This window comes from Pseudoalteromonas sp. QJM3NY_12, from assembly GCF_056173165.1.
Genome location: NZ_CM149661.1, coordinates 2,677,503 through 2,690,336 on the forward strand (window position 1 = coordinate 2,677,503; position 12,834 = coordinate 2,690,336).

Annotated in this window: 13 protein-coding genes; 8 read left to right on the forward strand and 5 right to left on the reverse strand. The window is 41.3% G+C overall.

Features of this window, described 5'->3' with window-relative positions; translation table 11 throughout:
• Positions 1 to 75: 75 nt before the first annotated feature.
• Positions 76 to 1,374, reverse strand: a complete 1,299-nt coding sequence (gene pepB / locus AC0VZ5_RS12595; RefSeq protein ID WP_475473084.1) for an aminopeptidase PepB — start codon at positions 1,372 to 1,374, stop codon at positions 76 to 78.
• A 144-nt stretch (positions 1,375 to 1,518) separates the two neighbouring features.
• Here pepB and sfsA point away from each other — a divergent pair, with 144 nt between their 5' ends.
• From sfsA to AC0VZ5_RS12635, 8 genes are all read left to right on the forward strand, one after another.
• Entirely contained in the window at positions 1,519 to 2,238 is a 720-nt protein-coding gene (sfsA, locus tag AC0VZ5_RS12600) for a DNA/RNA nuclease SfsA (RefSeq protein WP_138609168.1), read from the forward strand.
• A gap of 281 nt (positions 2,239 to 2,519) precedes the next feature.
• Positions 2,520 to 2,963 carry an RNA polymerase-binding protein DksA gene (gene dksA, locus AC0VZ5_RS12605; RefSeq protein ID WP_008111170.1) on the forward strand — a complete coding sequence of 148 codons (444 nt, stop codon included), beginning with the start codon at positions 2,520 to 2,522 and terminating at the stop codon, positions 2,961 to 2,963.
• 12 nt (positions 2,964 to 2,975) lie between these two features.
• Positions 2,976 to 3,872, forward strand: coding sequence for a tRNA glutamyl-Q(34) synthetase GluQRS (gluQRS, locus tag AC0VZ5_RS12610; RefSeq protein WP_475473086.1), 897 nt, complete (start codon positions 2,976 to 2,978; stop codon positions 3,870 to 3,872).
• 305 nt (positions 3,873 to 4,177) lie between these two features.
• Complete coding sequence (gene pcnB / locus AC0VZ5_RS12615) at positions 4,178 to 5,476, forward strand: polynucleotide adenylyltransferase PcnB (RefSeq protein ID WP_178956512.1); 1,299 nt, start codon at positions 4,178 to 4,180, stop codon at positions 5,474 to 5,476.
• A 3-nt stretch (positions 5,477 to 5,479) separates the two neighbouring features.
• Entirely contained in the window at positions 5,480 to 5,965 is a 486-nt protein-coding gene (gene folK / locus AC0VZ5_RS12620) for a 2-amino-4-hydroxy-6-hydroxymethyldihydropteridine diphosphokinase (RefSeq protein WP_178956513.1), read from the forward strand.
• A gap of 30 nt (positions 5,966 to 5,995) precedes the next feature.
• Positions 5,996 to 6,790 carry a 3-methyl-2-oxobutanoate hydroxymethyltransferase gene (gene panB, locus AC0VZ5_RS12625; protein ID WP_138609174.1) on the forward strand — a complete coding sequence of 265 codons (795 nt, stop codon included), beginning with the start codon at positions 5,996 to 5,998 and terminating at the stop codon, positions 6,788 to 6,790.
• Positions 6,790 to 7,638 carry a pantoate--beta-alanine ligase gene (panC, locus tag AC0VZ5_RS12630; protein ID WP_475473088.1) on the forward strand — a complete coding sequence of 283 codons (849 nt, stop codon included), beginning with the start codon at positions 6,790 to 6,792 and terminating at the stop codon, positions 7,636 to 7,638. Before panB ends, panC begins: the two co-directional genes overlap by 1 nt.
• A gap of 30 nt (positions 7,639 to 7,668) precedes the next feature.
• A complete protein-coding gene (locus tag AC0VZ5_RS12635) occupies positions 7,669 to 7,911 on the forward strand; it encodes a hypothetical protein (RefSeq protein WP_138609178.1) in 243 nt (80 codons plus the stop codon).
• A 63-nt stretch (positions 7,912 to 7,974) separates the two neighbouring features.
• On the opposite strand, the gene AC0VZ5_RS12640 is transcribed toward AC0VZ5_RS12635, so the two are convergent.
• From AC0VZ5_RS12640 to fba, 4 genes are all read right to left on the reverse strand, one after another.
• Complete coding sequence (locus AC0VZ5_RS12640; RefSeq protein ID WP_010387635.1) at positions 7,975 to 8,943, reverse strand: PstS family phosphate ABC transporter substrate-binding protein; 969 nt, start codon at positions 8,941 to 8,943, stop codon at positions 7,975 to 7,977.
• 79 nt (positions 8,944 to 9,022) lie between these two features.
• A complete protein-coding gene (gene phoR / locus AC0VZ5_RS12645) occupies positions 9,023 to 10,369 on the reverse strand; it encodes a phosphate regulon sensor histidine kinase PhoR (protein ID WP_475473090.1) in 1,347 nt (448 codons plus the stop codon).
• A gap of 77 nt (positions 10,370 to 10,446) precedes the next feature.
• Complete coding sequence (gene phoB / locus AC0VZ5_RS12650) at positions 10,447 to 11,136, reverse strand: phosphate regulon transcriptional regulator PhoB (RefSeq protein WP_008111196.1); 690 nt, start codon at positions 11,134 to 11,136, stop codon at positions 10,447 to 10,449.
• 628 nt (positions 11,137 to 11,764) lie between these two features.
• Complete coding sequence (gene fba / locus AC0VZ5_RS12655; protein WP_138609182.1) at positions 11,765 to 12,829, reverse strand: class II fructose-bisphosphate aldolase; 1,065 nt, start codon at positions 12,827 to 12,829, stop codon at positions 11,765 to 11,767.
• Positions 12,830 to 12,834 lie beyond the last annotated feature (5 nt).

Consider the following 12,834-nt stretch of genomic DNA (forward strand, 5'->3'; position numbering starts at 1 on the left):
ATTGCTTGTATGGCGGATAAAAAAATAGGCACCCTTAGGCACCTATTTTTTAACTAATTGCTTAGTCTGAGTTGATTATGCTTTTTCAAGCAAGGTGCGCGCTACTGTACGCATACCTTGTGTAGTTGCACCTGAAGCCCACTGGCTAGTACCACCACCCATATTAAATGCTGCCGCTAAATCAATATGTACCCAACCTTTACCATCGTTTGGCACAAAGCGAGATAAGAAACCTGCTGCATTTGAAGCACCACCATAGCCACCGCCTTTTTGTGCACGGCTGTTTGCTGTATCGGCATACGGTGATGGGCAGTTTTGTTGATGCCACTTTTCAAGCGGTAATGGCCATGCGGCTTCCATTTCTTGTAATGCAAAGTCTTCTACTTCACGCACTAGCTCTTTATCAAGGGCAAATAACGCGTTGTATTCTTGACCAACGGCAACAAGGGCTGCGCCCGTTAATGTTGCTGCGTCAATAATAAGTGGTGCACCCGTCTCACCTGCCGCCATTAGGCCATCAGCTAATACTAAACGGCCTTCAGCATCTGTGTTTACAATTTCAACGGTTGTGCCATTTTTGTAGGTAAGAATGTCACCTAGTTTGTATGCATGACCGGAAATTAAGTTCTCTGCACAACATAAAAACAGCTTAATGCGCTTTTCTACACCACGATTAATGGCCAGCGCCAAACCTGCAGTTACCGTTGCAGCTCCGCCCATGTCGCACTTCATGCCTAACATGCCTTCGCTAGATTTAATTGAGTAACCGCCTGAGTCAAATGTAATACCTTTGCCTACAAGTGCTGCGCTTACTGGTGCGTTATCATCGCCAGTTGGGTTGTAATCAAGCTCAAGTAATACAGGTGGGCGTTCACTACCACGACCTACAGCATGAATACCAATCCATTGCTGCTCTAATAGCGCATCGCCTTTTATTATTTGGTAGCTAACATGCTCTGGTGCCAGTGATTGAATAAATTCAGCCGCTTTTTCTGCCAGGCTCTCTGGGTAAATGTCATCGGCGGTGCCGTTAACCATTTCACGTGCCCACGTTGCTGATGCTTTTAAATCAGCAAGTTCTTTTAAATCAGATTGTGCATTATCAACAAACTCAACACCGTGCAGTACTTTTGGTGATACAAAGCCTTGGTAAAATGCCCATTGGCTCTCTGTACACCAAACATCGCCTTCAAGCACAACACTTTTAATGCCTTGGCTTGCAATAGTACGACCCGCTTTTTGCACGTTTTTTAATGTTTCTTGCTCAGATAAATGAACCGTTGCGCCGTGTTCGTTAAAAGATAGTGACGCACTTTCGCCCCAGTGTCCTGGTGCCGATTGCTCGCTTAATTGAACAACAAATTTTTCACTCATGTTAGAATATCCTTGCACTTAAATGTACGGTTGAGTTTACTATAGCGCGCCTAAGTTCCCAACAGCTTGCGGTAAATAACCTCAAATAGGCCGCAAAGTCTTATTTTACTTAACCTGAACTCTGGTTATATAAGGAAGTCATTAATGAAATACACCCCGCCATTACAATCTGCTACGTTATTAAAACGTTACAAACGCTTTTTAGCTGATTTAGAGCTCAGTGATGGCAGCACTTTTACCGCTCACTGTGCTAATACGGGGAAAATGACGGGCTGTGCAGACTCTGGTTTTAATGCCTTTTATTCCACCAGCAGTAACACCAAACGAAAGTACCCACAGTCATTAGAGCTGACGCAAAATAACTTATCACAGCTTATTTGTGTAAATACAGCCGTTGCTAATAAAGTAGTAGAAGAAGCGATTAACGCTGAAGTGATTAAAGAGCTGACAGGCTATCAACAAGTCCAAAGTGAAGTGAAGTATGGCAGTGAAAACAGCCGCATCGACTTTTTACTTACCCACAGCAGTAAAGCCAATTGCTATGTTGAAGTTAAATCAGTCACGCTGCTGAGTGAAGAGCATCCACAAAGCGGCCAAGGTTACTTCCCAGATGCGCAAACAGTTCGTGGGCAAAAGCATATTCGTGAATTAATCGAAATGGTAAAACAAGGGCATCGTGCGGTATTACTATTTTCGGTGCTACATCAAGGGATCACACAAGTGAGTGCGGCGACGCATATAGATTCAACCTATGCACAATTACTAAGCGAAGCGATTGAGCAAGGCGTAGAAATATTAGCTTATAAAGCCCATATTTCTGCCAGTGAAGTAACTTTGGTTGAGAAAGTAGCATTTGTTGAGTGAAAAGCGCGCATTTAAGCGTTGATATTTCGCCACGCCCAAAAAATACTTAACCAAAAAGTAAAAATAAGTTGTTTTTATTATTATTGCCCATATAACTACGCCAGTTTATAAACCAATACTGTGGTAAGAAAGTATAAGTAGTACTTTTACTACTTTTATATCACCAAACAGGGTTAAGCTAATTCGATTATTTAAAAATAAATTTGCCTAGGGTATGAGTTTCTGTTATTTATACCGCCGGCTAATGCTGAGGCATTAAATTAAGGATTTAGGAGAGAGTTATGCCAGACCAAAAAAGACATGGTTTATTGGCTCAAGCCGGTTTAGAACCATACCAAGAAAAACCGGGTGAAGAGTACATGAATGATGCACAACGTGCTCATTTTAAAACAATTTTAGAAACTTGGCGTAATGATTTACGTAACGAAGTTGATCGTACCAAATCACACATGCAAGACGAAGCAGCAAACTTTCCTGATCCCGTTGACCGCGCAGCACAAGAAGAAGAGTTCTCATTAGAGCTTCGTACTCGTGACCGCGAACGTAAGTTAATTAAAAAAATTGAAAAAACAATTATATTAATTAAAGAAGACGAATTTGGCTTTTGTGAGTCTTGTGGCATTGAAATTGGCATTCGTCGCTTAGAAGCGCGCCCTACTGCTGATTTATGTGTAGACTGTAAAACACTTGCTGAAATCAAAGAAAAGCAATCTGGACGCGGCTAATTAAGTATAGCCATGTCTTCTACAGCCGTTACTGCGCAAGTATCTAACTATCGCGGCCGATTTGCACCGTCCCCTTCCGGACCGTTACATTTTGGCTCACTTGTGGCGGCTGTAGGTAGCTACCTAGATGCAAAAGCGAACCAAGGAAAGTGGTTAGTTCGCATTGAAGATATAGACACCACTCGCGTTGTAAAAGGCGCCGCCACCGATATCCTAAATACCTTAGACGCCTATAACCTCAATTGGGATGAAAACGTTGTGTACCAAACACAGCGTCTTACTATTTATCAAGATGCCGTTCACGCTCTGTCACAACAACAGCTTGTTTATGCCTGCCAGTGCTCTCGTAAGCAAATAAAAGCCCTCGGCGGCATTTATCAAGGGGAATGTAAACACAGCCAACTAAGTGAACAAGGTCATGCCCTACGTTTAACTCAATGCTATGCAACCGTTGATTATAAAGACCTTATTCAAGGGCATATTGACGTGGACCCAGCTCTCGCTCATGAAGATTACATAATAAAACGCAGCGATGGTTTATTTGCCTATCAACTGGTGGTGGTTATTGATGACATTGAGCAGGGGATTAATCGTATTGTGCGAGGCGCTGATTTAATTGAACCGACTGCGCGTCAAATTAGCTTATTTAAACAGCTAAATTGCCCTATTCCAGAGTTTGCTCATTTGCCTTTGGCTGTAGCAAAACCAGGGTTTAAACTGTCTAAGCAAAATTACGCCCCTGCAATTTGCAAACAAAATCCAAAGCCCACTTTAATAGCTGTATTCGAATTTTTAGGCTTGCCAATACATGAGCAACTAATGGATTTAAACACAGAACAATTACTCGCTTGGGGCGTGGCGCATTTTAACTTAAGCCTTGTTCCTGCTAAGCGCGAAATACAGATTTAACCTCCCATTACGTATTACGTGTGATTAATTCAAATAAAATCGTTAAAAATGGCTTAATTTCAGTGCTGCAACTTAATTTTTTTACCTTGCTGGTATATGATAGCCGCCTAAATATATGCTAATTACATTAAACGGTAAGAATCACGCTTTAAGCGAATACTTGCTGTGATTTTGATTGCAATGGCGAGCAAATCAACCGCTTCTCTAGGAGACAGACTATTATTTCCAAGCTTTTTCAATTTTGTCGACAAATTATCGGCCCAAGTGCCAATAACGAAAATGTCGCAATCAGCAGTGAGCCGTTAGTGATCCCTAGAGGTGAGCATGGTATTTCTCGCAAACAATTTAGCCCAAATGCAATCAAAGTACTCTACCGCCTAAAAGATGGTGGCTATGATGCTTACTTAGTTGGTGGTTGCATTCGCGATGTATTGTTAGGCCAACAACCTAAAGATTTTGATGTTGTAACCAATGCTACCCCTGAGCAAGTAAAAAAACTGTTTCGTAACTGTCGCTTAATTGGTCGCCGCTTTCGTTTGGCGCACATTGTTTTTGGCCGTGAGATTATTGAAGTGGCCACAATGCGCGGCCATCACGAAGCACAAGAAGATAAAAATCAAATTAGCCAGTCAAGTGAACATGGGCAACTTCTTCGCGATAACGTATTTGGTAGCATTGAAGAAGATGCAGAACGCCGTGATTTTTCAATCAACGCTTTATACTACTCGATTAATGATTTTTGTGTTTACGATTACGCAAATGGCTTAGCCGCTATCAAAGCAAAACAAATAGAATTAATTGGCGATCCTGAAACACGCTACCGTGAAGATCCGGTACGTATGCTTCGCGCAGTGCGCTTTGCCACCAAGTTAGATATGCAAATAGCGCCAGCAAGCGAAAAGCCGATTACCGAATTAGCGAGCTTGCTTGATAATATTCCGCCAGCGCGTTTATTTGAAGAAATACTCAAGCTATTTTTAAACGGCAAAGCACAGCAAAACTTTATAATGCTGCGTCAGTACGGTTTATTTAAGTCGTTATTTCCTGAGCTAGACCGTATTTTAAATAAAAACCCTGGCGGACTTGAAGAAACCTTCATAAAGCAAATGTTTGCCAACACTGATATCCGTATTAATGCAGATAAAAAAGTCACTCCTGCATTCGTATTTGCAGCATTACTGTGGTTCCCGCTGATTGAGCGTACTGAAAAAATTAGACGCCAAGAACAACTATCAGAATACGATGCATTTGCTCAAGCAATTAATAAAGTACTTAGTGAGAATGCCCAACATATTGCCGTACCAAAACGCTTTACGTTAGGTGCTCGTGATATTTGGCATATTCAACAACGCTTAGATAAACGTGCTGGCCAGCGTGCCTATCGTTTAACACAGCAGCCGCGCTTTAAAGCCGCTTATGATTTTTTACTATTGCGTGTTGATGCTGGTGAAACTGAGCATACAGAGCTGGCACAGTGGTGGACACAGTACTTAGGTCAAGATATTAATGGCCAAAAAGAAATGGTACGAGAGCTTGGTCATCAAGGTGGCCCAAAGCCACGTAAGCGACCTCGTCGTCGTACTACTAAAAAGCCAGCTGAGTAAATAATGTTACGTGTCTATTTGGGGTTAGGTGCAAACCTTAACAGCCCTAAAAAACAACTTGATAACGCTGTTATTGCACTTAAAAGCTTGCCAAACAGCGAACTTATAGCCTGCTCGCATTATTATGCGAGCAAGCCTATGGGACCACAAGATCAACCTGATTATGTGAATGCAGTCGCCTGTATCAACACTTCACTTGAGCCAGAGCAACTACTCGATTTAACCCAAGCCATAGAACTGGAACATGGTCGAGTTAGAAAGGCTGAGCGCTGGGGCGCACGCACATTGGATATTGATATTTTATTATTTGGTGAACACATTTTAAATACCGATCGTTTAACCGTGCCTCATTACGGATTAACTGAGCGAGAATTTGTTGTTTACCCACTGCAAGAAATTGCACCGGAACTGATTTTACCTAGCGGCGCATCTATCAAACAGATAGCAAATACCCTACCGCTTAACGACTTACAACAATTACCACGGTAATTAATTAAGGCCATTGTCTGCGAGAATATTATGTCTAAAATAACCGTTTCAACTTTGAATAAAATGAAGGCTGAAAGTAATAAAATCACTGCGTTAACAGCTTACGATGCTAGTTTTGCTAAGTTATTTCATGATAACGGCGTTGATGTTGTTTTAGTTGGTGATTCTTTGGGTATGGTATTACAAGGTGGCGATGATACCTTAGCGGTTACAAACCAAGAAATTGCCTACCATACTCGCTGTGTGCGCGCAGGAAGCCGTGATTTATTTGTTATTGCTGATTTACCGTTTATGACCTACGCAAACCCAAATGATGCGTGTAAAAATGCTGCAGAACTGATGCGTGCAGGTGCTAATATGGTCAAACTTGAAGGCGGTGAATGGCTGCATGACAGCATTAAATCACTCACCCAACAAGGTATTCCAGTGTGTGGCCATTTGGGGCTTACACCACAGTCTGTGCATGTATTCGGTGGTTTTAAAATCCAAGGGCGTGAAGAAGCGCAAGCGCAAAAAATTATTGCCGATGCAAAAGCATTAGAAGCCGCAGGTGCTCAACTACTGGTACTTGAATGTATTCCAAGTGCCTTAGCAAAACGCGTTACAGAGTCATTGAGCATCCCTACAATCGGGATTGGTGCGGGTAATGTAACCGATGGTCAAATTTTGGTTATGCACGACTTGGTGGGCATTTCTGCAGGTTATATTCCTAAATTTTCAAAAAACTTTTTACTCGAAACAGGCAATATGCCTGCTGCAGTTATAAAGTATTGTAACGATGTCAAAAGCGGCGTATTCCCAAGCGCTGAACACGAGTTTAAATAATGCAGTCAATCACTGAAATAAAATCATTACGCAGTCAAATTAGAACCTGGCGCCAAGCCGGTTTAAGCGTGGCATTTGTTCCTACTATGGGCAACTTACACCGTGGTCATTTTTCACTGGTAGAAAAAGCTAAAACACTGGCTGATAAAGTGGTCGTGAGCATTTTTGTTAACCCAATGCAATTTGGTGCTAACGAAGATTTAGACAGTTATCCGCGTACTCTAGATACTGATAAGCAAGGGTTAGCTGATCTTGAAACAGACATTTTGTTTATCCCCAGTGTTGAGACTATTTACCCTAATGGTTTAGGCGCGCAAAGCTTTGTTGATGTGCCTGGTATTTCAATGGGATATTGTGGTGGTTCACGCCCAGGCCACTTTAAAGGCGTAGCGACTGTTGTTACTAAGCTATTTAATTTAGTACAGCCTGATTATGCTTGTTTTGGTGAAAAAGATTTTCAGCAGCTACAAGTTGTTAAAACCATGGCTACTGACTTATCAATACCAGTAGAAATTATTGGTGTACCTACCATGCGTGAAGTTAGCGGCCTTGCCATGAGCTCGCGTAATGGGTACTTATCAAGTGATGAAAAACAAACCGCTCCTGCTTTATTTAATACCTTAAAGCATTGTGCACAGCAAATAAAAAGCGGTAATAAAGACTTTGCTACATTGGAAAGTGAAGCAAAGAACGCATTAGAAAACGCAGGCCTAAAACCAGATTATTTTTCGATAGCTCAACGAGATACATTAAAAGCTGCTACACTCGAAGATACACGATTTGTAATTTTAGCTGCCGCCTTTTTAGGTAGTGTTAGATTAATCGACAATATTCAGGTTGAAGTTTAATACTGGTGTGGCCTCATTTTAAGGATAAGCATGAAAACTTTTTTTAAAACTAGCCTCGTGGCTTTTTCGTTTGCAGTTATTGCTGGCTGCCAGAGCCAGCCGGGTAATCCAGCACTTAATCAGTGTGCTCAACAAAGTTATCAATGTGAAACCAGCTGCGAACAGCAAACAACCACCGATAGTCTTAAATCGCAGGTTTGTTCATCAAAATGTATTGAGGCTTACAATCAATGCAAAGTACAAGCTGAAAACTTAGGTAAAGCAACAAACTAAATAATCTTAAGTAAAACAAAAAAACCGCTCAATGAGCGGTTTTTTATTATTTGCTTTGGCTGCTTATTTCAAGCCTAACTTTTTAAGCTCTAGTTCAACTAACTTTGCAGAAAGTGGTACATAGCCATCTTTTTCTACAATTTTTTGACCGTCTTGAGAAAGTACCATCTTTAAGAACTCAGCTTCAACTGGCCCAAGTGGCTTATTTGGGTGTTTATTTACATAAACATATAAAAAACGTGATAGTGGGTATTTACCTTGTGCTACGTTTTCAAGCGTGGCATCAACAAAGTTAGTGCCTTTTTTCGATAACGGAACAGTACGCACACCCGATGTTTTATAACCAATGCCAGAGTAACCAATCGCATTTAATGACGCTGAAATTGACTGTACAACAGAAGCCGAACCCGGTTGCTCGTTCACGTTATTACGGAAATCACCTTTACATAGCGCTTTCTTTTTAAAGTAACCGTAAGTACCTGATACTGAGTTACGTCCGTATAATTGCACGTCTTTTGCAGCCCAATCACCTTCTAGACCAACATCACTCCAGCGATTTACTTGCTCTGATGCACCACATTTACGAGTTGATGAGAAAATAGCATCGATTTGGTCAATGCGTAGTCCTTCGATTGGGTTATCTTTGTGTACAAATACTGCCAACGCATCAATTGCTACTCGCACTTGTGTTGGTTTGTAGCCATGACGCTTTTCAAATGCTTCAATCTCTTTTGACTTCATTGCACGGCTCATTGGACCTAAGTTAGCCGTACCTTCAGTTAGTGCTGGTGGCGCAGTAGACGAACCTGCCGCTTGAATTTGAATATTTACATTTGGGTAAATACGCTTATATTCTTCAGCCCAAAAGGTCATCATGTTGGCTAATGTGTCAGACCCTACTGATGAAAAGTTACCTGATACACCGCTAATTTTTTGATACTCAGGAATACCGTCTTCTAATGCAACCGCTTGTGCAGATACAAATGTTGTAACAGCCACACCCATTGCGGCAACTAAGTTTTTAAATTTCATTTTGGGGTTCTCCAATTTGTTCGTCCCATTTCCTAACTGCGGTTCACTCTAAAGTGAGTACATGACAATGGTGTGACTCTTAAATGACACTTTTATGACTACCTGTATTGCTTGCTACTAATGGCGAAATAACGATAAGTCTATCGCTTGAAAACGCGAAAGAAAAACAAGAACCTTTACCCAGCTCGCTGTGAATTTTTAATTGACTACCATGGCGAGTAAGCACATGCTTGGTAATAGCTAAGCCTAAGCCTGAGCCACCTGTGGTGCGGCTTCTGGCTTTATCTACTCGATAAAAACGCTCAGTTAACCGGTTAATATGCTCAGGTGCAATACCATCACCATTATCGGTCACACTAAAACATGCTTGTTCATTGTTGCGCTGCCAAAGTACCTCAATTTTACCGCCTGGTTTAGTATAATGAATGGCATTAAATACTAAATTTGAAAAGGCACTTCTAAGTTCATCCTCAGCACCGGTAATATCAAGCGATGCATCAATCTTAAAAATAAGTTGATGGCCTTTGTCTTGATTGATAGATTGCGCTTCTGTTTCAATTAAGTTTAATAATCGTGGCACATTCACCGCTTTGTCATTACTGTGTTGCTTTCCCCCTTCGATGCGCGATAGCGACAACAGCTGATTCACCAAGCTATCCATACGCTTACATTGCTCTAGCATAGTAGTTTGTGCTTTATTCCACATTGCAGGCGGGGGAAGTGAATCACTATCGAGCATTTCAAGGTAGCCGGTAACAACAGTTAAAGGGGTTCTGAGCTCATGAGAGACGTTTGCTACAAAGTCTTTACGCATCTGCTCAAGTTGCTTTAAGCGAGTAACATCGCGTACCACTACCAACAACTGTGTATTGGCATAGGGCATCACCCTAAATTCAAGAACTTGCTCAACACTGTGGCCACTTTCAAGCTCCAGAGCATCGCTAAACTCTTTACGACGCATATATTTAGCAAATTTAGGATCGCGAATTAAGTTATCTAAACGCTGACCATGATCAACCGGCCACTGTAACCCTAACACTTTGAGTGCAAGTTGATTACACCACACAATTGATAAGTCGTTTTGTAGCACAACAACGGCATCGGGTACGGCCTCAGCGCCGTCACGAAAACGCCGTATTAGCTCTGCCAGCTCATTACGTTTTTTACGATTGCGGTGTTGCAGCTGGTAAATACCTTCAAATACTTGCTCCCACGACCCTTCCCCTTCAGGCGGGTTAAAACTGCGTTGATCATGCAGCCAGTCACTTAAGCGATAAAGCTGATGGTAATGCCACATAAGTAGCGAAAAAGCGCCCAAAAACAACATCAAAAATGGGGCACCAATGAGCACCCCAATTAAAAGCAAAGGTATAAAATAGACAAACAGCCGTTTAGTTAACGCCTGCTTGTTAATAACTCGATACATACACGCTCTTTACCTTATAAACGCTAGCAGATGATTTGACTGTGCTAGGTTAATAGATTGTGACTTACGAAGTAAACTTATAATTTACTCGAAAAGCGATAACCAGCACCGCGAACTGTTTGTACTAAGCGGTCATGCCCAAGCGTAGCAATTGCCTTACGCAGGCGACGGATATGAACATCTACAGTTCTATCTTCAACATAAACGTTAGTACCCCATACATGATCAAGTAATTGCTCTCGGCTATATACACGCTCAGGGTGGGTCATAAAAAAGTGTAACAGTCTAAATTCCGTTGGCCCCATATCTAGCTCACTGCCACCTGAGGTCACACGATGCGAAATAGGATCTAAACGTAAGCCATGTACTTCAATGGCCTCTTCAAGTGAGGTAGGAGCAACACGACGAATAACCGCTTTAATACGCGCCATTAACTCTTTAGGTGAGAACGGTTTTGTAACGTAATCATCAGCACCGACCTCTAAACCGCGTATTTTATCTTCTTCTTCGCCGCGGGCTGTCAGCATAATGATAGGAATTTGGCGTGTGTGTTCATTTTGTTTGAATTTTTTAGCGATTTGAATTCCACTACCGCCAGGTAGCATCCAATCGAGTAACACCATATCTGGATAAGGTTCAACCATTGCTGATATTGCAGAATCATAATCTTCTGCCTCAATGGCTTGAAACCCATTTTGTTCTAAAACAAAAACCAACATTTCCCTGATAGGTGCTTCGTCATCAACGACTAATACTTTACGTGACATTCCAATTTATCTCTTAGGCTATTGAGTAGGTTTCATTATTATGACTAAGTATGACATTTTTATTAAAGTGTAACGTCTAAATTAAAATGAGTGTAAAAAAAACACAAAATAGTGACAAAAAATAGAATTTGTCATATTTTTATCATCTTGAGCAGTAATAAAAAAGCGGTTTGCAGTAAAAAGAATCAATCATTAAAGTCACTATTTATGGTATCAACATGGGATCATCAAATTACTAACTAGCATCAATTTTCACGCTTAATAATAAAAGTTAGCACCCGCTTAACAGTGTTTAGATCAGGTTTATTATGATCTTAAATGCTGGGATCAGAGTTTTATCAAGCAGATCCCTTTACGGATCACTATTTTACCCACCAACAAAGCTAAACCAATGAATTTTTGTATGTTTTGTGCTCACTCTTTATAATGCGTAACACTCAAAAGTTTAAAATATGTCACTTTAAGCCTTTTACTTAGTAAAGTAATGATCCCAGATATGACAAGTTAGTAATCGAGTGATCCCTAATTAATAACTAGGTAAAATACTGATCCCTCATAGATCAAAAAAGCCAGCGCAAACGCAACTGGCTTTTTGAATGAGTGCAATAATATCGCTATTATTGGTCCATTACTTTATTTTTGGGTTTAGCTCACCGCTTAAGTATTTAAGGTGCATTTCATCTAATGAAATTGGCTTAATTTTACTTGCTTGACCCGCCGTACCAAACGCTTCGTAACGAGCGATACAAATATCAGTCATTGCTTGGGTTGCAGCAGCTAAAAACTTACGTGGGTCGAAGTTAGACGGGTTCATCGCTAAATGACGACGAATCGCACCGGTAGACGCTAAACGTAAGTCAGTATCAATGTTTACCTTACGCACACCGTATTTAATACCTTCAACGATTTGCTCTACTGGCACGCCATAAGTTTCTGGGATCTCACCACCGTATTGGTTGATCACCTCTAACCACTCTTGTGGTACTGAAGACGAACCATGCATTACTAAGTGGGTATTTGGTATACGCGCGTGAATTTCTTTAATACGATCAATTGCTAAAATGTCATCGGTTGGTGGACGAGTAAATTTGTAAGCACCGTGTGATGTACCACAGGCAATAGCCAGCGCATCAACATGGGTTTTATTTACAAAGTCTGCCGCTTCTTCTGGATTTGTTAGCATTTGCTCAGTGGTAAGTTTACCCTCAGCGCCAACACCATCTTCTTCACCCGCTTCACCAGTTTCAAGTGAACCTAATACACCTAGCTCACCCTCTACAGATACGCCACACGCATGCGCCATTTCAACTGTTTTACGTGTTACATCAACGTTGTAATCGTAGCTTGAAGGTGTTTTACCATCGCTCATTAATGAGCCATCCATCATTACTGATGAAAAACCTAGCTGAATTGAACGCTGACATACACCCGGTGATGTACCGTGATCCTGATGCATAACCACTGGAATATGTGGCCATTCTTCAACTGCCGCTAAAATCATATGACGAATAAAAGGTGCACCGGCATACGCACGTGCGCCCGCAGAACCTTGCACAATAACAGGGCTGTTTGTTTTATCAGCCGCTTCCATAATTGCACGCATTTGCTCTTGGTTATTTACATTAAACGCGGGTACACCGTAACCATGCTCTGCACCGTGATCAAGAAGTTGTCGCATACTGATTAAAGCCATTGGGT